Origin of the sequence: Blautia sp. SC05B48 (assembly GCF_005848555.1) — a bacterium.
Taxonomy (GTDB): Bacteria; Bacillota; Clostridia; order Lachnospirales; family Lachnospiraceae; genus Blautia_A.
The window spans coordinates 3,011,058-3,031,731 of record NZ_CP040518.1 but is presented as its reverse complement, the minus strand read 5'-3'; the positions used below and the strand labels follow the sequence as shown (position 1 = coordinate 3,031,731).

Here is a 20,674-nt window from a genome sequence, read left to right as displayed (position 1 = left end):
AAATGCTGTTGCACAAGACTGTTATATAATTTTTGCGTTTCATCTAGCGCTTTTTGTACTTTAACTTTTAATTTATATATCTTAATATTTAGAAAAAATTTCATCTGATTTTTCAATAATTGTTTTTTCATATTGTGCAAGAATTTCATCACGATTATATATCATTTGATTTAATATGCTTTTTTTATCATTCATATATTTATACGGTGCTGTTCTCTTAAAGTACAAGCCATATATTTTTAATAATAAATTATATTTCATTCCTGAATGTGCAAAGTATTTCATGCTAGGTTTATTCATAGAATATATTAGTTCTTTGTCAAATTTCTTATACCATTTACGTATCCCCTCGTACAACGGAACGCTTATCCACCGTAATTCTTCATCTGGAAACCCTGCTCTGCCACATTTTAAAGCATACTCTATAAAAAAATTTTTAATATATACTAAATAAATCACAGATGTATGTCTCAAACAACATCCAAATTCTCCGTATAAGTCGTTTAATGTTCTTGAAATTTCCACAAGTGTTTTATAAGTATAACAACTCGCTGGCGTATAGACTTTCTTGCCAATATTTTCAGAAATTAATGACTTTTCATCTTCTGTAACACATAAATCTTCATACTGAAATAATATATGGATTTCTTTCCTTATTTGGGTTATTCCCTTATATTTTCTTTTTGAAAGTTCACTTGCAATTTTCAATTTTTCTGTATATCGCAATTTGAAATTTCCTAATAAATGTGTTAATAAAGTAGTTATCAAAGCAACCGCAAAAGATATCGCAGCTGTTACAATTTCGCTTTGATATGTAACAAATAAATCTTTCATATCCCTTCCTCATTTAGTACTTCAATATATAATTATTAATGTATTAAAATCCATCGATTACCTCTCTCGCAAACTTTCTACTTACCAAATTCGTTTGTAATATCCGTTTAGATATTCTTTGTCTTCCCAACAATGTAATCGATTAGGCAACCGGTGTAAAATAAATCATTATTTTTTAGGCTTTCTCGCCCTCCTACCATTATAACTCCACTCTTTCTATCCAAAGTACTGTTGCATGAGACTGTCGAATAACTTCTGTGTTTCATCCAGTGCTTTTTGGACTTTAACTTTTGATTTATTGATTTGATTATAAAAGATAACAAATTTCTTTTGTAACTCTAACGGCGGTAATCTAAATTTTAAGCCTTTAATAATTGTCAAATTTAATCCATTCATTATTGCACCTTTAGATTGGCTTTCTAACTGCTTTCGAATTAATGGATGAACCTGAAAAACATTCACTAAGAAATATGAATCCACGATATTGGTATCAGGCGTCAAACATGCCAAATGCTTAGTATTAATTGCCTTTGGCATATCCTCAGGTATTACTGCCGATCTTCCAACAGTCCCCATGATTGTAATAATCACATCGCCTGGATGCACTGTATAACGTTTTAATTTCTCATATTTCTCTTCTGTTATATATCTCATACGATTATATGAAAACTTATTTTCTACCGCATTATCAATTCCTAAAACAAATATTCCTTCATCCACAAACTCATCATGATGCAACGCACTACCAAATGGTCCTGTTCTCATATCTTTGCAAATATCTGCTATAGTCACTTCTTCCCAATTGGCATTAGTTTCATTGAACATCTCGACAAATCGGGCTTTAACAAGATTATCCAATTTTTCAATTTCTTTTTGTCTGACATTAATTATTTTCTCACATTTACCAAGAATATTAATTATTTTAGATTGTCTATCAATAGAATCCAAATTAAACTTTTCATTCTTATAATCCTTGAAATAAATATGTGGTATTGTAGCTCCTGTATAATATTTTTCTAAATGCATATATCTCACAACATAATATAGATATTCTGGAAGTATATTTTCTTTTGGTATCAAATATTGCATTGTGCCAATAATAGAAGATTTTGCAGGACATAACGATGTTCTTCCAATTCCTGCTCCATCTTTAACAACAGCAACATATGATTTTTCCTGATGGTAAAACTCCACATTTCCAATATATCCTGCCGCTCCATAAATAGGATATTCTCCATCTTTTCCTAAAACATCTGACTGTTTTAAATTTGATGAATCGCGTATGCAGACATCTTTAAGTTTAACTTTCATATATTCATCCCACACAAATTCCGAATTTTCGAATCTGCCATCCTTTCTTCTATAATCCCAACAACCTCTCCAACTCATCCATTTCTTTTCCAATCTCCAGCTCCAGCTCCCGGATATTGGCCATGATTTCTGATGTTGGCGGATATTCCACCGGGGTGTATTCGATTTCTTTGTATTTGTTGATACTGAGATCATAATCATTTTCCACAATATCTTTTTTCGGTACCATAAATGACTGGTCTGTTCGTTTCCGTTCTGCTTCTTTATCAAGATTTTTGAAACGTTCTACAATATCCGGAATGTCATTCTCTGTGACAGGAGTACGTTTATCGTCCAGACTGAATCCGTCTGCTTTCATATCGTAGAACCATACCTGGTCTGTACCACCGTGTTCTGTTTTTGTGAAAATGAGAATTGCTGTGGATACTCCTGCATAGGGTTTAAATACACCGGAAGGCATGGATATTACAGCTTCCAGTCTTTGATTCTCAACGATTTCTTTTCGAATGGATTTATGTGCCCGTGATGATCCGAAAAGTACACCATCTGGTACAATACAAGCGCATCTTCCTCCAATTTTCATAATCCTCAGGAACAAAGCAAGAAATAAAAGTTCCGTTTTCTTTGTCTTGCAAACCTTAAGAAGATCTCCGGAAACAGATTCTGCATCCAGGCTTCCTTTAAAAGGAGGATTTGCCAGCACAAGGGAATACTGATCTTTATCTGCATTCTGATCAGATAAGCTGTCCCGATACTCAATATAAGGGTTTTCTATTCCGTGAGTCATCATATTCATGGCTCCAATACGAAGCATGGTACGGTCCATATCGTACCCATGGAACATATGATTCATGTAATGATCTTTTTTCTGCTTATCATAAAAAATTTCTTCTTTTCTTTTTTCTTTCAAATATTCTCCTGCTGCAACCAGAAATCCGGAGGTTCCACATGCCGGATCACAGATAATCTCATCACTGGACGGATCCATCATCTCAACCATCATCCGGATAATATGTCTTGGTGTACGGAACTGTCCATTCCGTCCGGACTGAGCTATTTTTGAAAGAAGATATTCATATACATCTCCTCTGACATCTGCTGTCTGGATTTCATTCATAAGTTTGTAAATTTCATCCAGAGAATCCACCACTTTGGATAAAAGGAGTGGTGTCGGAAGCTTAAATATCGCATCGTCCATATATTTGGAATATGCACTGTTTTTATCATTATGAAGATTTTTTATAAACGGAAATACCCATTCCTGCATGATCATATACATTCTATCTGCCGGAAAATCATGGAATACGGACCATTTCAGCTGACTTCCGTCAATTGTTCTCTCACCTATTTTTACTTCTCCGGCAAAAATACTCTGAAATGGCAAGCCAAGCATTGCACTTTCTCTTGCACGCATATTATCGGAATCATCCAGATCATGAATAAACATCAGGTATGTAATCTGCTCGATTACTTCCAGTGGATTGACAAGTCCTCCTGCCGCAAATATATCCCATAAACCATCTATTTTATTTTTTAATTCACCAGTGATCATTTTTTATCTCCCATCTATCGTTCATTATTCCAGGTATATTTCGTATACCTGCCGCCGCCGATTTTTAAAATTTTTTCTGCTGTCAGTAATTCTGCCAGTGTTCTCTGTATCGTTACCACACTGATATCCGGACATTTTTCTGCGATTTCCTTTTTTGTAATTGTTCCCAGAGTATTTTTTATAATCTCTTCTATTCGTTCCGGTTTTGATATATTCTGCGTTATCAGCAATTTTATTCTTGAAGAAAACTCTCTGTATGCTCCTACGATAACGCCAAGCATATATTTTACAAATGGTATATAATCATTCTTATTCTCATACCAGTTCTCAGAACTTTCCCTTAAACATTCATAGTATAATTCCTTTGAATTTTCTATCATTCTCTCGATACTGATATATTTTCCCACAATATAGCCGGATCTGTGCAAAAGTAACAGTGTAAGTAAACGGCTCATTCTTCCATTGCCGTCATTAAACGGATGTATACATAGGAAATCCAGAATAAACATTGGAATCAAAAGAAGTGGATCTATTTTTCCTGTTGCCATTGCCTCTTCAAATGCTCTGCACAGTTCTTCCATTGCTTCCGGTGTTTCCCATGCCGGTACTGGTTTAAATCGTATTTTTTTTATTCCCTGAGAATCTTCTTCCTCAATGACATTATCTGCAGTTTTATATTTCCCTCCAATATTGTAGCTTTCAAATTTATACAAATCTCTGTGAAGCTGTAAAATAATCGCAGACTTTGGCGGGATATGGTCATGGCTTTCATGAATTGTATTCAATACATCTCTGTATCCGGCAATTTCCTGTTCATTTCTTGTCCTTGGCCTTGTTTTGTCTTTTACCAATTCCCGCAATCTGATGTCTGATGTATAAATACCTTCTATTTTGTTGGAACTTTCCGTACTTTGAATTTTAGCGATTTCAACTAATTGTGTAAGAGTATCTGCTTTGGCCTCAATAAAAAGAGTTTGTTCTCCCTTAAATTCATGTATCTGTGTCAGATAAGATACAATTTCAGGAGTCAACAGATTTTTCCACTTTTCCTGATAATCAAACCGTCTCATATATTTTCCATCACCTTCTTTGTCACTCTTTTTTCGATTTTATTTACTTCAAGTATATAAATCAATTTTATCATTGTCAACTTCAATTTAATCATTTTATCAAGATTGATCAAATTAAAATTAAAATGTTAAAATTAAAAAGCCCGGCAATAAATGCTTCTGCACGGATCTTCAGCATTTACTGTCGGACTTTTATCCTTTTTATTCCTTTTTGAAATATATCACAATATCATATTGTTGAGCAAAAGATTATTCTGCGTGGCCTTTCAGGTACTCTGCACGTCCCTCTTCGTAGAGGTTATTTCCCTCGCTGTCAATGATGACTACAAGCGGCATGTCTTCCACATAAAGCTTGCGGAGTGCTTCTGCGCCCAGGTCTTCGTAAGCGATAAGCTCTGCTTTTTTGATGCATTTTGCAAGAAGTGCTCCTGCTCCGCCGATGGCTCCGAAATATACGCCGTCATATTTTTTCATTGCTTCTACGACTTCCGGAAGGCGGGCACCTTTTCCGATCATTCCTCTGGCGCCTACGGACATCATGGTCGGTGCATAGGCATCCATACGGCCGCTGGTTGTAGGGCCTGCGGAACCGATGACTTCGCCTGGTTTTGCAGGAGTCGGACCTACATAGTAAATGGTAGCGTCTTTAGGGTCAAAAGGAATCTTTTCTCCTTTCGCAAGGGCCTCGCACATTCTCTTATGACCTGCGTCACGGGATGTATAAATGGTTCCTGTCAGTAAAACCTGGTCGCCTGCATGGAGAGTTCTTGCCAGCTCTCTTGTCAGAGGCAGTGTGATCTTTCTTCTTTCCATATTAAAGCACCTCCGTTTTATGACGTGTCACATGGCAGTTGATGTTAACTGCACATGGCATACCTGCGATATGAGTAGGCATAGTCTCAATGTTCAGACCGATAGCTGTTGTCTTTCCGCCAAAGCCCTGGGGACCGATGCCAAGCTTGTTGATCTTCTCCAGCATTTCTTTCTCAAGATCTGCATAGTAAGGATCCGGGTTCTCTGTGTTCAGAGGACGCATCAGCGCTTTCTTTGCAAGAAGTGCACATTTGTCAAAAGTTCCTCCGATTCCAACACCAACTACCATAGGCGGGCATGGGTTCGGACCTGCCGTTTCTACAACTTCAAGAATGAAATCCTTGATTCCCTGAAGGCCTGCAGATGGCTTGAACATACGGATCTGGCTCATGTTCTCGCTTCCGAAGCCTTTTGGTCCTACTGTTACTTTCACCTGATCTCCGGGAACGATCTCTGTATAGATCATAGCCGGTGTATTGTCACCTGTATTTCCACGGCGTACCGGATCCTTGACAACGGATTTTCTCAGGTAACCTTTGTCGTATCCGCGGCGTACACCTTCATTGACGGCATCATTTAAATCTCCGCCTGTAAAGTGGACGTCCTGGCCAATTTCAAGGAATACGCATGCCATTCCGGTATCCTGACAGATCGGAACATTCTCACTGTCCGCAATATCAAAATTCTCGATAATATTATCAAGGACACCTTTTGCGATCTCGCCGTCCTCGCAGGCGCGGCAGGTTTTGATAGCATCCTTCACATCTTCCGGGAGATGTTCATTGGCTTCGATACAGAGTTTTTCGATGACTTCTGTAAGTCTGCTTACTTCGATTTCTCTCATAATAGACCCCTTTCGCTTATCTCATATGTTTTCTACTATAATAGCACATTTTCAGCGTTCGTGACGAGCATATTCAGGCAAAAGCATAGGAGATACTTCTCCTGTGTCGATTCCTGCGTTTTTCAATTCCTCTTCATATTTTTTGATATGATCCAGGTTCATGGTGCCAAGCTCTACCTCTTTGCATTTGGCAGCTGCTTTTTTACCTGCATTTCGTCCGAATACAATTACATCAAGAAGAGAGTTGCCCATCAGTCGGTTTCTTCCGTGGATTCCGCCTGCTGCCTCTCCTGCAACCAGAAGGTTCGGGATTTCTTTTGTAAAGCCGTCTCCGTTGATCTCAAGGCCACCGTTCTGATAATGAAGGGTCGGATAGATCACGATCGGGACTTTTCTCATATCAATGCCGTAGTTCATGTACATACGGAACATGGCAGGGATCCTCTTTTCGATAGTTCCCTCACCTCCCAGGATCTCGATCATCGGAGTATCCAGCCATACACCCTTTCGTCCACCTGGAACTTCAACACCACGGCCTTCCTCACACTCGCGGATAACACCGGAAGCATTTACGTCACGGGTTTCCAGCGGATGAATATAAGCTTCTCCGTTTGCGTTTACAAGCTGTGCACCAACGGAACGAACCTTCTCTGTTACCAGGGCACCAAGAATCTGTGACGGATAGATCGCACCTGTTGGATGATACTGGATAGAATCCTGATAAAGAAGGGAAGCGCCTGCTCTGTAGCCAAGCACAAGTCCGTCAGCAGTTGCTCCGTAGTGGTTGGAGGTCGGGAATCCCTGGTAATGCATTCTTCCTGCACCACCGGTTGCAATTACAACTGTTTTTGCTCTTGCAACGGAATAATCTCCGGTTTCCATGTTAAGAAGGACTGCGCCGGAAACCTGTCCTTTTTCATCCTTCAGAAGTTCTACAGCGGAGGTAAATTCCACTACCGGGATCTTAAGATTTAAGACCTCATCACGGATAGTACGCATGATCTCTGATCCGGAATAATCCTTTGCAGCATGCATTCTCTTTCTGGAGGTACCGCCGCCATGTGTAGTGACCATGGTTCCGTCTTCTGCTTTATCAAACTCAACACCAAGGTCGTTGAGCCATTTGATCGCATCCGGGGCTTCCATTACCAGTCTTTTTACAAGCTCCGGTTTTGCGGCAAAATGTCCGCCTCCAAAGCAGTCCAGATAATGCTGTACCGGGGAATCATTTTCTTTATCTGCTGCCTGGATCCCGCCTTCTGCCATCATGGTGTTGGCATCACCGATACGAAGCTTTGTGACGATCATAACGTTGGCACCTGCATTATGAGCCTCGATGGCACAGGAAGAACCTGCTCCGCCACCGCCGATGATAAGTACATCTACATCATAATCAATTTTTGTAAGATCGATTTTTTCGTTAAGCAGACGGCTTTCTGAATGGAGCATTTTTGTCAGTTCCAGTGGTGCTTTCTGTCCCTTGTTCGGTCCTACCTTGATCTCTGCAAATGCAACCGGGTTATAATCCGGATGGAATTTTTTGAGAAGAGCATCTTTCTCATCTGCACTCAGACGTCTTGGCTCTGTTGCCATACGCTCCGCTCTTGTAGCCTCTACCTTTTTGATGGATTCCATCATATTTTCTGGATATGGTGCATACATGTTTTACGCCCTCCTACTTCTCGATTTCTCTGCTGTTGTAAAGTTCCTGCATCTCTGTGATCGGCTTCTGCATGATCTTCTCGATCATATCGTCAAATTTGCCCTCGTGGATCTCTTCCACACGTTTCTCCAGATGTTCGCTTTTCGGTGCGATATATTTACCGGTGAGACGTCTTGCCAGAAGGCCTACCATCGGATGGGAAATTCCTGCCGGACATCTTACAGAACAGCAGCCGCAGCTTACACAGTCAAAGGATTCTTCTGCACATTTCTCAAGCTCGCCTCTCTGTGCATATGCAATATACTGCATGACATTTAAGTCCTGTGTACAGGCCTTTGTGCAGGCGTTGCATCCGATGCAGCTGTAGATCTCCGGATAGAGCTCCATCATTACCTGCTGGTTCGGCTTAAGATCTTCTATATTATAAAGTCTCTTGTCTGTAGGGAAGAACGGGATGCTTGCCACATACATTCCCTCCTGCACCTGTGTCTGACAGGCGAGACAGGTTTTCAGTTCATTCTGTCCCTTGATCCTGTAGATGGTCGCGCAGGCGCCGCAGAATCCGTGTCTGCAGCCGCATCCTCTTTTTAATGTATAACCGGCATATTCCATAGCTGTCATAATGGTCAGATCACCGGGAACGCTGTATTTCTTACCGAAAAAATATACGTTTACCATATTATTTTCCATGTTGGTGTCCTTTCTTTTATCCAAATCGTACGCCATGTGGAACAGCCATCTCACACGTGCCCGTCGCAACGCTCCTAAAATTGGCAGCTTAGCGAGATGGTTCCCATGGCTGTGTACTGTACCCCGCAGTGCCAGGCTCGATTCCACTTCGCTTCATCTCGCTTGAGGGCATTCGCCCTATACAGCCGCCGATAAAAACAGCTGCTTACATGCAAGCATGACGCATCTGTTTTTATCAACGTCTGTGCACTGCTCATTGCTTATCAATACTCATTAGGTAATTCATCAACCTCATCACATCTAAATACCGGTCCGTCTTTGCAGACGTATTTGTCTCCGATGTTGCAGCGGCCGCATTTTCCGACACCGCATTTCATACGAAGCTCCAGTGTGGTATATACCTGATCTCTGGAGAAGCCCAGCTCTTCCAGTCCTGCCAGAACGAATTTGATCATGATCGGCGGGCCACAGACCAGAGCGGTCTTATTGGTATCAAAGCCAATCTCCTTCAGATAATTCGGAACAAATCCCACATGACCGTCCCAGCCTTCCTGCTCGCGGTCAATGGTAAGATATACATTTACACCTTCTGTTTTCATCCATACTTCCTGGATTTCCTTAAGCTGCACCAGATCATCTGCGGAACGGGAACCATAGAGAATATCTACTGTTCCGTAATCCTCACGGTTATCCAGCACATAATTGATCACGGAACGAAGAGGTGCCAGACCGATTCCACCTGCGATAAACAGGAGATTTTTTCCCTTTAATTTATCTTCCACCGGAAAATGATTTCCGTATGGTCCGCGGACTGCGATCTCATCTCCAACCTGAAGGCTATGAAGATAATCGGTAAGGGATCCGCATTTTTTGATACTGAATTCCTGATAATCTTTTACAGTCGGAGAAGAAGTAATGGAAAACATACCTTCACTGACGCCTGGTGCACAGACCATGGCACACTGCCCTGGCATATGCTCGAAAAGCTTTCCACCCTCCGGAGCTTCCACACGGAAGGTTTTTACATCCGGTGTCTCCTGACGGATATCTGTGATCACGCCAACCTTGGGAATCAGCGTATCCAGTGTATAATTTTTATGACAGGTACATTCACTCATTCTTTTCACCTCCCTGTTTTTCAAAGGCCTTGATGACTTTTACGATATTTAAAGATTCCGGACATTTCTCCACGCAGCGGCCGCAGCCAACACAGGAGAACATACCGTCATTATTTAACGGATAATAAACAAGCTTATGCATAAATCTCTGACGGAATCTCTGCATCTGGCTGGTACGGTTGTTTCCGTGAGCCATCATGGTAAAATCAGAGTACATGCAGGAATCCCAGCAGCGATAACGGTGAACACCGTGCCCTGTATCGTAATCCTTGATGTCATAGCACTGACAGGTCGGACATACGAAGGTACAGGTTCCACAGGCAAGGCACGGCTTGTACAGCTTCTCCCATACAGGAGAGTTGAAACGATCCATGTATTCTTCCTGCGCCCATCCTTCCAGTGAAAGATGTGAATATGGAAGAAGTTCGATGATATCACGGATCGCCTTCTTTTCCTCTTCTACCCTTGTCTCATCAGAATCTGCCAAAAGCTCCTTCACAGTTTCTGTCAGAGCATTTCCCTTTTCTGTGAGAGGCTTCCAAAAAAGTTCTCCCTCGATGATCCAGGCTGCAACATCTGCTTCCGGATCTGCGGCATCAATGCCAAATACTTTACAGAAGCAGCTTTCCTCCGGTTCATGACAGGCAAGAGCTACGATGGTTCCGTGTTCTCTTCTTGCCTGGTAAAAAGTATCCACCGGATCCCCAAGGAACACATTGTCGAGAACCTTCACGCCCTGCACATCACAGGCTCTCATTCCGAATACGACAAAATTCTGGTCTTTCAGTGCCTGAGGCTCAATGCTGATATTTTTCCCGTCTTTTTTACAGGTATAGAGATTTTCACTCTGCGGAAAGAAAACATCCTTCGGTGATTTTACGGTTTTCAGTGTTTCAAGGGAAACTTCTGCATCCTCGCTCCATACCTTGAAATTTACCTGCTCACTTACCTTTACCGGTAAATATAATTCCTGGTCTGCGGCAATTTTCCGGAATAATGCCGGCAGATTTTCTACTGCGATCTTATACATACATTATCCCCTTTCTGCCACGATCCCTGGCTCTACATCATCAAAGGTAAAGCTGGTAAGCGGACCCTTTGACTCCGCATCCTCGCCTGCCTGGTACTCACCGTAAAAATCATCAATATCCTTGATAAACTTACGGTTAAACAGATGAAGGGGAATTCCCTGCGGACAGACTCTGCTGCACTCGCCACAGTCCGTACATCTTCCTGCTACATGGAAGGCACGGATCACATGGAACATCTTTTCCTCAAAGGAATCCACATTTGCCTTCTGGGCGCTGTCGAACTTATTGCTGTCAAAAACGCATTTGCGGCAACTGCAGGCCGGACATACATTACGGCAGGCATTACAGCGGATACATTTACTCAGCTCACTCTGCCAGAATGCAAATTTTTCTTCCGGACTCATTGCCTCGATCCGCTCAATTTCTGCGAAACGGTCAGCGTCCTTTGTCTCCTTTGACTCACCGATCAGTTCATCGTAAATTTTATGCTCTTTTCCTTTACATACATGGCAGCGTTCCAGCATGGCATCTTTGTATGCACAGGTTTTTTCTCCGTAAACAGTATCCACAGTCAATGTCTCTGCATCTCCGGTAATCTCTGCTCCGGAAATTCCCCGGATACCCTTGATTCCCATTTTGCGGATCTTTTCAATATCCAACTTTCCTTTACAGCCAACGCCTACGATATAGGCTTTTTCTCTATCTACACGATGCTCTTTCAAAAGCTGGTTAAAGCTATATGTATCGCAGGGCTTCAGACAGACCATGGTTTTTCCTTCCAGCTTGGAAGCTTCGATCATATATTTGCTTAAATTGGCACCGCAGAATCCATCATAGACAAAATCCTCCAGAGATTCCGGTGTTTCAAAATAGGCTGGTTCCGGATTAAAGGCAAGATCTCCGGCTTTCCACCCAAGAACCCGGACTACCGTGCCATCTGCAAGCAGTTCTTTTGCACGTTTTATCAGCTCCTGCATCTTATATCCTCCAATCTCACGTTTTTACCAAGTGAATGGATCTTCTCAACAAACTCATTCATAGTCTGTGAAAATTTCACGCCTTCTGCGGCAGATACCCATTCAACACGTGTTCTTCCGTTTTCTACCCCAATATAATCCAGCATTGAAAACAGAAGTGTCATACGTCTTCTTGCATAATAGTTTCCGGTACTGTAATGGCAGTCTCCCGGATGGCATCCGCACATGATCACACCATCGGCTCCTTTTTCAAAGGCACGGAGGATGAACATGGGATTGACACGGCAGGAACAAGGCACGCGGATGATCTTTACATCCGCCGGATAGCTTAAACGGCTGCTTCCGGCAAGGTCTGCTCCGGCGTAGCTGCACCAGTTACAGCAGAATGCCACGATCTTTGGTCTGAATTCTTCCTTTGTTTCTATCGACATATTGCATCCACCTCCGCGATAATCTGTCTGTTGGAGAAGCCCTGAAGGTCCATGGCTCCTGACGGGCAGGCTACTGTGCAGGCACCGCAGCCCTGGCAAAGTGCTGTATTGACAACCGCAACTCTTCTTGTCTCACGGATACCGTGATCGTTGACCTGTTTCTCCTCATAGGAAATCGCTCCGTAAGGACATACATTTGCACAGGTAGAGCATCCGTTACAGAGAAGCTCGTCGGATTTTGCCGTACATGGATTGGTTGTCAGCTTATCCTTTGCAAGAAGTCCTATGGCCTTTACAGCCGCAGCTCCTGCCTGGGCAACTGTCTCCGGGATATCCTTTGGTCCCTGGCATACACCGGAAAGGAAAATTCCTGCTGTCGGTGATTCTACAGGACGAAGCTTTGCATGAGCTTCTGTAAGGAAATTGTTGGTGTCAATACTTGCAGTAAGCATGGTAGCGATCTTACGTACATCCGGATTCGGCTCAATGGCTGTTGCAAGAACTACCATATCTGCTTTCTTGAAGATCTGCTTATTGTCAAGAAGATCCGAGCCCTGAACAAGAAGTGTTCCATCCGGCTGCGGGATCACTTTTCCTACCTGACCTTTGATGTAGTTTACGTTATACTGCTCAACTGCTCTTCTGTAAAACTCATCGAAGTTTTTACCAGGTGTACGGACATCAATATAAAATACCGTCACATTGGTATCCGGATATTTATCACGGATCAGCATGGCATGCTTAGCTGTGTACATACAGCAGATCTTGGAACAGTATGGCTTTCCACGGTCATCGGAGCAACGGCTTCCAACACACTGGATAAATACGATCTCCTTCGGTGCTTTTCCATCGGAAAGGCGCTCAAGATGTCCTTTTGTAGGTCCTGCAGCATTCATGATACGCTCCAGCTCCAGAGATGTGATCACATCCTTGCTCTGGCTGTATGCGTATTCATCATATTTGTCAAGCTTGATGGTATCAAATCCGGTTGCCACCACGATTGCTCCGTATTTCTGTGTTACGATCTCATCCTGCTGATCGTAATCAATGGCTCCTGCCTGACATACTTTGGAGCAGACACCACATTTGCCTGTCTTAAATTTCAGGCAATGCTCTCTGTCGATCACAGGAACATTTGGAATCGCCTGTGCAAACGGAGTATAAATAGCTGACCGGTTGTTCAGCCCTCTGTTGAACTCATTTGGAATCTTTTTGGAAGGACACTTTTCCTGGCAGACTCCACAGCCTGTACATTTGTCCATGTTGACACTTCGCGCTTTTTTGCGGATATCAACGGTAAAATCTCCTACAAAACCTGCAACTTTTTCTACTTCACTGTATGTATAGATATTGATCTTTTCATGAGCTGCAGCCTCCACCATTTTTGGAGTAAGGATACATGCGGAGCAATCCAGAGTAGGGAAGGTTTTGTCAAGCTGTGACATTCTTCCGCCGATACTTGGTGTTTTTTCCACAATATCAACTTCATAGCCTGCATCGGCAATATCAAGAGCCGTCTGGATTCCGGCGATACCGCCTCCGATGATCAGGGCTCTCTTTGTAACCCGGCTTTCTCCCGGCTGAAGAGGAGCATTTAAATTGACTTTTGCTACTGCTGCTCTTGCAAGGATCACGGCCTTTTCCGTAGCCTCCTGCATATCCTTGTGGATCCAGGAACAATGCTCACGGATATTTGCGATCTCCACCATATATGGATTCAGGCCGGCCTTTTCCGCTGCTTTACGGAAAGTTGCCTCATGCATACGCGGAGAACAGGAACAGACAACCACTCCTGTGAGATTTTTTTCACGGATGGCTTCCTGGATCCTGGACTGTCCTGCTTCGGAACACATATACTGATAATCTTCTGCATGGACAACTCCAGGCTCTTTTGCAATGATTTCCACAACTTTTTTCACGTCTACCGTAGCGGCAATATTACTTCCGCAATGACAGACAAATACACCGATTCTCTGCACTTTCTCACCTCCTGTATCTTCTGAACGCACTTACAAGCAGCTGCTGAGGAAGCTCCGGATCAAGAAGCTCCGGAATTTCATTTGGTGAAAGATAGTCGCCGCCTTTTTCCCGAACAACCAGCTGTCTTGCCCCGTCAATGATCTTTCCGGGTTTTACGTCTCTCGGACACCGCTCCACACAGGCAAAGCAGGAAAGACATTTCCACAAAGATGCTGAATTTACAAGTGCTTCGATATTTTCATTGATCACGTAGGACACAAACTGATGAGGCTTGATATCCATCTCGTCAAAGGATGGGCAGGTAGCAGAGCATTTGCCACACTTCATACATTTCAGAGGATTGGTTCCGCTGATCTCCTTTATTTTTTCCGCAGCAGAATGGTTATCTCTCATTTTGCCACCTCCTCTTTGACGCCAAGGGCTTCTGCCAGAAGCTCTGTAAAATAGTAAACCGGCATTTTATTTCCGGAATTTTTATTCAGATTGTATTTGCAGAGCGGACAGGCAGTGATCAGCATATCTGCGCCAAAGCCTGCTGCGCTTTCTTCAATCTTTTCACACATATTCTGTGACATTTCTTTTTCTTTCAGGGATATATATCCTCCACAGCATTCATTTCTATAAGGATAGATCACAGGCTCAGCGCCAAGGGCACGGATAAAATCTTCCATGATCCTTGGATTTTCCGGATCATCAAATGCCATGATCTTTCCAGGTCTCAGAAGCAGACATCCGTAATAGGCTCCGATCTTCTTTCCGGTAAGAGGATTTACTACTTTTTCTTTCAGTTTATCAAAACCGACTCTGTCCCGGAGAACCTCCAGATAATGGAGAACGGTTGTCTCTCCTTCATAGGGAGCTTCCAGCTGCATATAATTGTTGGCTCTGGTCCGGATATCTTCCACGTTTTTCATATCATCATTGACACGCTTGATCACATGATGACAGGCAGAACAGATTGTCACCAGATCCTGGCCTTTTTCTTTTGCCTGGTTCAGCGCACGGACGGAAGAAAGCTTTGTGGCGATCTCATCTGTGCCAAGCGGATAAACACCACCACAGCACTGCCAGTCCTCGATTTCCTCAAGCTCAAACCCAAGGGCTGTGGCACTGGCTCTGGCATACTCATCCAGATCTCTGGCCTTTGTTCTCAGGGTGCAACCCGGATAATAACTGTACTTCATACCTTTCATTATCCTTTCTTAGTCTAAAATCTGACGTTTATAGTAGATATTCTTGTTCATATATTGTCTTTTTTTTAACAATACATAAATAAAAAAATGAAACCCCAACTAACACTTATTTGAGTTTTTTTATCAATTTGCACCCAAATAAAAGAGAAAAACACTCTTCCTCCGCAATCAAGAAGTGTATTAGCTCGATTTCCGGAATCATCATATCACGTTATTTCTGTTTCGACAAGACTTTTTCGATATTTTTTGTGTTTTTTTTAACGTACTTTTGAAAAATCTTATCATTTACTATCCTGCTTACATGATAATTTTCATTTTCAGGCATAAAAAAAAACTCCGGATCTCTCCGAAGCTTTTTTGCTCATATCAGTAAATAATGATCGGATAACCTGCATCAATGGTGTTATAGATCAGTGCTGCCTGATCCTTAGGCAAATTGATGCAGCCGTGGCTTCCGTTGGTTTTATAACGGTTCCCGCCAAAGGATGACTGCCAGGACGCATCATGAAGTCCCTGTCCGTAGACAAAAGGCATCCAGTAATTAACCTTTACATCGTAACCATATTCATTGCTGGTAAGGTTAAAGGGACTCGCCTTGTAGGCGATCGGCCAAGCACCACGATATGTTTCACGCCCCTTCACCGGCTTACCGCTGACAATATCTGTTTCCGTCACAAGGCTTCCGTCCTTATACAGCCACAAATGCTGTGCATCCAGACTGACCTCTATGTAACTGCCTGCCAGATCGTCTGTTCCGTTTCTCTGATATCCTTTTTTGCTGTAAACAGGCTCTCTCGTTACAACAGTACCGTTTTTCAGGTCTTCCAGAAGCTGAGAATATTCTCCGTCCTGATCGATCCGGTAGCCGTACTCATTTCCCTCAATGGTCACATCGGTTCCCGCAGATGTATGAAAGGTGCGGGGAACATAAATGGTATTGTATTTGTTGGCAAGCTCACTGATGTAGGCTTTAATGGCTTCTTCATCTAAAGCCAGCGTCTCCCCCTCAGCCTTCAGCCAGGATGTGATCGTATCGGAATCCAGAACAGCCGTTTCACTTCCGAATGTATAAGTTACTGTACTGCTGCGGTATTTCTTCAGCTGGCTGTTCAGGTCTGTAATCTTATTTTTCATATCCTCTGTTACAGTGACCGTCGGGCTTACATACACATGCTTGTTGATCGGTACTGTGATGGTATCCCCAAGCAGAGCCGTATCAAATGCTGCGTTCAGATTTGTGTCCACGGTAGTCTCCAGCTTATCCGGATCGATTTCCGTCCCCTGTACCTGTTTCACAAGGGTGAATTCTTTTTTCTCCTTATCGTACTGAATGGCTGCATCAACAGAAGCTTTTCTTTCTTCCGTACCGAAATTTGAAAGATCGAGAGCCTGCTTTTCCTGCTCCTCATCTTCCTCGATCTGACATTCCGGTTCTATATTTTCTTCCTTTGGAAAAAGCTTCCGGCTCTCTTCCCGCTGTTTCTGAATTTCTGTAAGCTTACTCAGAAGGGCTTCTTCATTGAGACTGTAGCCCAGCTCTTTCAAAGTAGTACTGTAAACTTCCTGATCATTTTCCTGAAAGGATACCGGACGATCTGCAAATTCCGCAGTGATCTTTTCTTCTGCCTGCTTTGCATCCAGTCCGGAAACATCCACTCCCCATATGGAAATCTTCCGTCCCAGCGTATTGTGATCTGCCAAGTATGTATAGACAAATAACCCTGCCACTGCCAGGATTGTTACGCCAATGCAGATCCCAAGTATGATCTTCAGTGTCTTTTTACTGATGGTTGATCTTTTCTCCATACCCTTATCCCTCGAGTCTTATGTAATATATGTTATGTTGTCACACTGGCTGTTATTATAATACAATAAATCCCATTTTCTGTAAAAATGACTTATCCCGGATCCTTCTGATCCGGTAAAAAAAGACAGACTGCCACTCCTCGCGAAAATCTGTCCTTTCATACGTTTCTTTTTTATGTTTCTGTCAGCAGTATTTCCGAACGGATCTTCTGCTGCTTATTCCGGCATTACGATCTTACCTGCGATCGCACAGGCTGCTGCAGTTTTCGGAGATGCCAGATAGATCTGAACCTTGGAAGTTCCCATACGTCCCAGGAAATTACGGTTGTTGGTTGCCACAACCTTCTCCCCGTCTGTCAGGATTCCGCCGGTCCTTCCGCAGCAAAGTCCGCAACCCGGATGTGTAATGATAGCCCCTGCTTCCGCAAGAGTATCCAGAATGCCAAGCTCAATAGCCTGACGGTAAATTTTGCGGCTGGCAGGAGTTACGATCAGTTTTACAAAGTCTGCAACTTTTTTGCCCTTCAGCACCTCTGCTGCCGCCATAAGGTCCTCCAGACGTCCGTTGGTGCAGGAACCGATGAATACCTGGTCGATGGTCTCACCCTGAAGCTCACTGACATCACGGATCTTGTCCACCTGAGACGGACATGCCATTACCGGCACAAAATCTTCTGCCTTGTAAGTCATGGTCTTCATGTAGACAGCATCCTCATCTCCCACAAGACTCTTCTGATAATCATCAAGCTCTACGTTGCAGTAAGCAGCTGTCTTCTCATCCGGTGTGAAAAGTGCACATTTCGCACCGGCCTCAATTGCCATATTCGCCATAGTCATACGGCTTGCCACAGACATATTTTCAATGGTGCTTCCGCAAAATTCCAGAGCACGGTAAGTAGCTCCATCTGCACGAAGATCACCGATCAGGCGGAGGATGATATCCTTGGACATGACATTCTCCGGAAGTTCTCCGTCGATCACAACCTTTATGGTTTCCGGAACCTTGATCCACATGGTTCCTGTTCCCAGGATGCTGGCCATCTCTGTGTAACCGATGCCGGAAGAAAACGCACCGACACATCCATAAGTCGTGGTATGGCTGTCTGTGCCAAATACAATATTACCGGGTTTAACATAACCTGCCTCAGTCATAAGCTGATGACAGATACCGTCACTTCTGTGTACGTTTTTCATGCCATATTTAGCTGCAAAAGCATCTCCCACATGGAAATGTCTGGTATCATCCTGCTGACTTGCCGGTACAAGATGGTCATAGATCAGAACAACCTTGTCCGGATCCCACAGCTTCTGAAAGCCCATCTCCTCAAATTTTTCCGCTACAAACGGAATAAAGATATCATGGATCATCACTCTGTCCACATTGACCGTCACGATATCACCAGGCTTTACTGCCTTACCTGTATTATGTCTGATAATTTTTTCAATGATCGTCTCGCCCATTATTTCTCTCCTCTCCGTTTTTTAGTCCAGGCCGTTCAGCTTACGCATGGCTTTTACCAGTCCGCCAGCCTGGATGATATCCATCAGATTCTCTGGAAGAGAAGCGATCGGGTACTGTTTTCCATTGTGCTCTACATGCTCATTCATTACTACCGTAACCTGATCTCCCTCTTTTACATTGTCATGAAGATCCGGCTGCTCAATAAGAAGAAGGCCGTTGTTAATGGAGTTGCGGAAAAAGATCCGGGCAAAAGATTTCGCAATGACACACTGCACACCCAGTGCCTTGATGATCTCCGGTGCCTGCTCTCTGGAGGATCCGCACCCGAAGTTCTTTCCTGCTACAATAATGTCGCCCTTTTGGATCTGTCCGGCCAGCTCCGGACGAAGGGGGCTGAATCCGTACTGTTTCATATCGTCAATGGTTTTCAGTGCAAGGTACTCCGTCGGGATAATAATATCCGTATCAATATCATCACCAAGTACCCACACTTTTCCTGTAAATGCTTCCATATGTATATCTCCTGTTTATTCCGTTCCGTATCATCAGGCAAATGTTTTCTGTCTGCCCTGTTATAAGAACCCACGCCGAAACGGATCATCCTCTGATAATTTCTGAATATATTATTTAAATCTTTTCTGAAACTCTTATACTCTGTCAGCAGTTGCAATCTCACCTGCAACGGCAGATGCAGTAACTGTTGCCGCAGATCCCAGGTAAACCTTGGAGCTCGGATGCCCTGCACGTCCCTTGAAATTACGGGTTCCTGTGCTGATCAGAACCTCATTCTCGCCGATAACACCCTGGCAGCTTCCCCAGCATACACTGCAGTTCGGGTTCATAACAATAGCCCCTGCTTCCATGAAGATATCGATAAGCCCCTCCTTTAATGCCTGACGATAGATGGTCTGGCTTGCAGGAACAACCAGGAAACGAACTCCCTCTGCAACTTTTTTGCCTTTGATCACCTCTGCGCCTACACGGAGGTCTTCAATACGGCCGTTATTGCAGGAGCCAAGAAACGCTTCGTTGATCTTGATGCCGCAGGTTTCCTCAGCCGGAACCACATTGTCAACAAAGTCTGGCTTCGCTACAACCGGACGGACTTTTGAAAGATCAAAGGTATACTCTCTTGCGTAAACGGCATCCGGATCGCTGTGATATACCGCTTTTGGCTCACGTCCATGCTCTTTCAGATATTCCAGAGCTTTATCATCAGCCTCAAAGATTCCTGTCTTCGCACCAGCCTCAACAGCCATGTTGCAAAGTGCCATACGGTCGCTGATGCTTAAGGTTCTGGCGCCCTCACCGGTAAACTCCATTGCCTGATAGTTGCAGCCGTTTGCCCCGATCTCGCCGATAATGGTAAGGATCAGATCTCTTGCGTAAACGCCCTCAGGAAGCTTCCCTGTCAGGTTAAATTTTACGGTTTCCGGAACCATGACCCAGGAAGTTCCGGTTACCATTCCGTAAAGGAAATCTGTACATCCTACACCGGTACCGAAAGCACCAAGTGCTCCGTAGGAACAGGTATGGCTGTCAGCACCGAAGATCAGCTGTCCCGGACGGACATAATTCTCGATCATGATCTGGTGGCAGACACCCTTTCCTTCCCAGAAATCAATATTATTTTCTCTCGCAAAATCTCTCATTTTTTTCTGGGATGCTGCTGTTTTCGGGCTGTCAGACGGTACATTGTGGTCTACGATAAATACCAGTTTCTTTGTATCTGCGATATGTGGATTTTTTAATTTATTGTTGTACATATCAACAGTCAGATGTGTGGTTCCGTCATTGCTCATCAGATGATCCAGTGAAACCGTATAGATATCTCCGGGTTTTACACTGTCCACTCCAGCCGCTGCCGCGATGATTTTTTCTGCGATCGTCATTCCCATC

The 20,674-nt window shown here is 43.4% G+C and carries 19 protein-coding genes; all 19 read right to left on the bottom strand.

All coding sequences use genetic code 11. The features are described 5' to 3' along the window. Positions 1-81: 81 nt before the first annotated feature. Entirely contained in the window at positions 82-834 is a 753-nt protein-coding gene (locus EYS05_RS14110; RefSeq protein ID WP_138277388.1) for a hypothetical protein, read from the bottom strand. Positions 835-1,050: 216 nt separating this feature from the next. Further along, on the bottom strand, positions 1,051-2,238 hold the full coding sequence (locus tag EYS05_RS14105; RefSeq protein WP_138277387.1) for a restriction endonuclease subunit S: 1,188 nt from the start codon (positions 2,236-2,238) through the stop codon (positions 1,051-1,053). Beyond that, positions 2,195-3,697: a class I SAM-dependent DNA methyltransferase gene (locus tag EYS05_RS14100; RefSeq protein ID WP_138277386.1), complete on the bottom strand. Its 1,503-nt coding sequence runs from the start codon at positions 3,695-3,697 to the stop codon at positions 2,195-2,197. The genes EYS05_RS14105 and EYS05_RS14100 overlap by 44 nt, the downstream gene beginning before the upstream one ends. Before the next feature lie 14 nt (positions 3,698-3,711). After that, complete coding sequence (locus EYS05_RS14095; RefSeq protein ID WP_138277385.1) at positions 3,712-4,767, bottom strand: Fic family protein; 1,056 nt, start codon at positions 4,765-4,767, stop codon at positions 3,712-3,714. Between the two features lie 249 nt (positions 4,768-5,016). After that, on the bottom strand, positions 5,017-5,580 hold the full coding sequence (locus EYS05_RS14090) for a Fe-S-containing hydro-lyase (RefSeq protein ID WP_138277384.1): 564 nt from the start codon (positions 5,578-5,580) through the stop codon (positions 5,017-5,019). Between the two features lies 1 nt (position 5,581). Beyond that, positions 5,582-6,424 (bottom strand): fumarate hydratase, encoded by an 843-nt coding sequence (locus EYS05_RS14085; RefSeq protein ID WP_118063568.1) that lies wholly within the window; start codon positions 6,422-6,424, stop codon positions 5,582-5,584. Positions 6,425-6,475: 51 nt separating this feature from the next. Next, entirely contained in the window at positions 6,476-8,086 is a 1,611-nt protein-coding gene (locus tag EYS05_RS14080; RefSeq protein WP_138277383.1) for an FAD-dependent oxidoreductase, read from the bottom strand. Between the two features lie 13 nt (positions 8,087-8,099). Beyond that, positions 8,100-8,777 carry a 2Fe-2S iron-sulfur cluster-binding protein gene (locus EYS05_RS14075; RefSeq protein ID WP_021652990.1) on the bottom strand — a complete coding sequence of 226 codons (678 nt, stop codon included), beginning with the start codon at positions 8,775-8,777 and terminating at the stop codon, positions 8,100-8,102. A gap of 263 nt (positions 8,778-9,040) precedes the next feature. Then, a complete protein-coding gene (locus tag EYS05_RS14070; protein WP_015524689.1) occupies positions 9,041-9,895 on the bottom strand; it encodes an FAD/NAD(P)-binding protein in 855 nt (284 codons plus the stop codon). Then, entirely contained in the window at positions 9,888-10,925 is a 1,038-nt protein-coding gene (locus EYS05_RS14065; RefSeq protein ID WP_138277382.1) for a 4Fe-4S dicluster domain-containing protein, read from the bottom strand. Before EYS05_RS14065 ends, EYS05_RS14070 begins: the two co-directional genes overlap by 8 nt. Positions 10,926-10,928: 3 nt before the next feature. After that, a complete protein-coding gene (locus EYS05_RS14060) occupies positions 10,929-11,903 on the bottom strand; it encodes a 4Fe-4S dicluster domain-containing protein (RefSeq protein ID WP_138277381.1) in 975 nt (324 codons plus the stop codon). Next, a complete protein-coding gene (locus EYS05_RS14055; protein ID WP_015524686.1) occupies positions 11,891-12,334 on the bottom strand; it encodes a hydrogenase iron-sulfur subunit in 444 nt (147 codons plus the stop codon). Before EYS05_RS14055 ends, EYS05_RS14060 begins: the two co-directional genes overlap by 13 nt. After that, the gene (locus EYS05_RS14050; RefSeq protein ID WP_118623737.1) at positions 12,325-14,313 is read right to left on the bottom strand and encodes a CoB--CoM heterodisulfide reductase iron-sulfur subunit A family protein; all 1,989 of its coding nucleotides are present in this window, start codon (positions 14,311-14,313) and stop codon (positions 12,325-12,327) included. Before EYS05_RS14050 ends, EYS05_RS14055 begins: the two co-directional genes overlap by 10 nt. Before the next feature lie 4 nt (positions 14,314-14,317). Further along, the gene (locus tag EYS05_RS14045; RefSeq protein WP_015524685.1) at positions 14,318-14,707 is read right to left on the bottom strand and encodes a 4Fe-4S dicluster domain-containing protein; all 390 of its coding nucleotides are present in this window, start codon (positions 14,705-14,707) and stop codon (positions 14,318-14,320) included. Beyond that, positions 14,704-15,498 carry a CoB--CoM heterodisulfide reductase iron-sulfur subunit B family protein gene (locus EYS05_RS14040; RefSeq protein ID WP_118623982.1) on the bottom strand — a complete coding sequence of 265 codons (795 nt, stop codon included), beginning with the start codon at positions 15,496-15,498 and terminating at the stop codon, positions 14,704-14,706. The genes EYS05_RS14045 and EYS05_RS14040 overlap by 4 nt, the downstream gene beginning before the upstream one ends. A gap of 375 nt (positions 15,499-15,873) precedes the next feature. Beyond that, a complete protein-coding gene (locus EYS05_RS14035) occupies positions 15,874-17,313 on the bottom strand; it encodes a L,D-transpeptidase family protein (protein ID WP_138277380.1) in 1,440 nt (479 codons plus the stop codon). Between the two features lie 216 nt (positions 17,314-17,529). Beyond that, a complete protein-coding gene (locus EYS05_RS14030; protein ID WP_138277379.1) occupies positions 17,530-18,774 on the bottom strand; it encodes a 3-isopropylmalate dehydratase large subunit in 1,245 nt (414 codons plus the stop codon). Positions 18,775-18,795: 21 nt separating this feature from the next. Continuing rightward, on the bottom strand, positions 18,796-19,287 hold the full coding sequence (locus tag EYS05_RS14025; protein ID WP_015524680.1) for a LeuD/DmdB family oxidoreductase small subunit: 492 nt from the start codon (positions 19,285-19,287) through the stop codon (positions 18,796-18,798). 135 nt (positions 19,288-19,422) lie between these two features. Further along, a complete protein-coding gene (locus EYS05_RS14020; RefSeq protein ID WP_138277378.1) occupies positions 19,423-20,673 on the bottom strand; it encodes a 3-isopropylmalate dehydratase large subunit in 1,251 nt (416 codons plus the stop codon). Position 20,674: the final 1 nt, after the last annotated feature.

What these genes read in the sequence shown, in the direction of transcription:
- EYS05_RS14075 (WP_021652990.1), bottom strand. Translation starts at nt 8,777, where the DNA reads ATGGAAAATAATATGGTAAACGTATATTTTTTCGGTAAGAAATACAGC.
- EYS05_RS14095 (WP_138277385.1), bottom strand. Translation starts at nt 4,767, where the DNA reads ATGAGACGGTTTGATTATCAGGAAAAGTGGAAAAATCTGTTGACTCCT.
- EYS05_RS14100 (WP_138277386.1), bottom strand. Translation starts at nt 3,697, where the DNA reads ATGATCACTGGTGAATTAAAAAATAAAATAGATGGTTTATGGGATATA.
- EYS05_RS14020 (WP_138277378.1), bottom strand. Translation starts at nt 20,673, where the DNA reads ATGGGAATGACGATCGCAGAAAAAATCATCGCGGCAGCGGCTGGAGTG.
- EYS05_RS14080 (WP_138277383.1), bottom strand. Translation starts at nt 8,086, where the DNA reads ATGTATGCACCATATCCAGAAAATATGATGGAATCCATCAAAAAGGTA.
- EYS05_RS14040 (WP_118623982.1), bottom strand. Translation starts at nt 15,498, where the DNA reads ATGAAGTACAGTTATTATCCGGGTTGCACCCTGAGAACAAAGGCCAGA.
- EYS05_RS14045 (WP_015524685.1), bottom strand. Translation starts at nt 14,707, where the DNA reads ATGAGAGATAACCATTCTGCTGCGGAAAAAATAAAGGAGATCAGCGGA.
- EYS05_RS14090 (WP_138277384.1), bottom strand. Translation starts at nt 5,580, where the DNA reads ATGGAAAGAAGAAAGATCACACTGCCTCTGACAAGAGAGCTGGCAAGA.
- EYS05_RS14055 (WP_015524686.1), bottom strand. Translation starts at nt 12,334, where the DNA reads ATGTCGATAGAAACAAAGGAAGAATTCAGACCAAAGATCGTGGCATTC.
- EYS05_RS14070 (WP_015524689.1), bottom strand. Translation starts at nt 9,895, where the DNA reads ATGAGTGAATGTACCTGTCATAAAAATTATACACTGGATACGCTGATT.
- EYS05_RS14065 (WP_138277382.1), bottom strand. Translation starts at nt 10,925, where the DNA reads ATGTATAAGATCGCAGTAGAAAATCTGCCGGCATTATTCCGGAAAATT.
- EYS05_RS14085 (WP_118063568.1), bottom strand. Translation starts at nt 6,424, where the DNA reads ATGAGAGAAATCGAAGTAAGCAGACTTACAGAAGTCATCGAAAAACTC.
- EYS05_RS14035 (WP_138277380.1), bottom strand. Translation starts at nt 17,313, where the DNA reads ATGGAGAAAAGATCAACCATCAGTAAAAAGACACTGAAGATCATACTT.
- EYS05_RS14025 (WP_015524680.1), bottom strand. Translation starts at nt 19,287, where the DNA reads ATGGAAGCATTTACAGGAAAAGTGTGGGTACTTGGTGATGATATTGAT.
- EYS05_RS14110 (WP_138277388.1), bottom strand. Translation starts at nt 834, where the DNA reads ATGAAAGATTTATTTGTTACATATCAAAGCGAAATTGTAACAGCTGCG.
- EYS05_RS14060 (WP_138277381.1), bottom strand. Translation starts at nt 11,903, where the DNA reads ATGCAGGAGCTGATAAAACGTGCAAAAGAACTGCTTGCAGATGGCACG.
- EYS05_RS14030 (WP_138277379.1), bottom strand. Translation starts at nt 18,774, where the DNA reads ATGGGCGAGACGATCATTGAAAAAATTATCAGACATAATACAGGTAAG.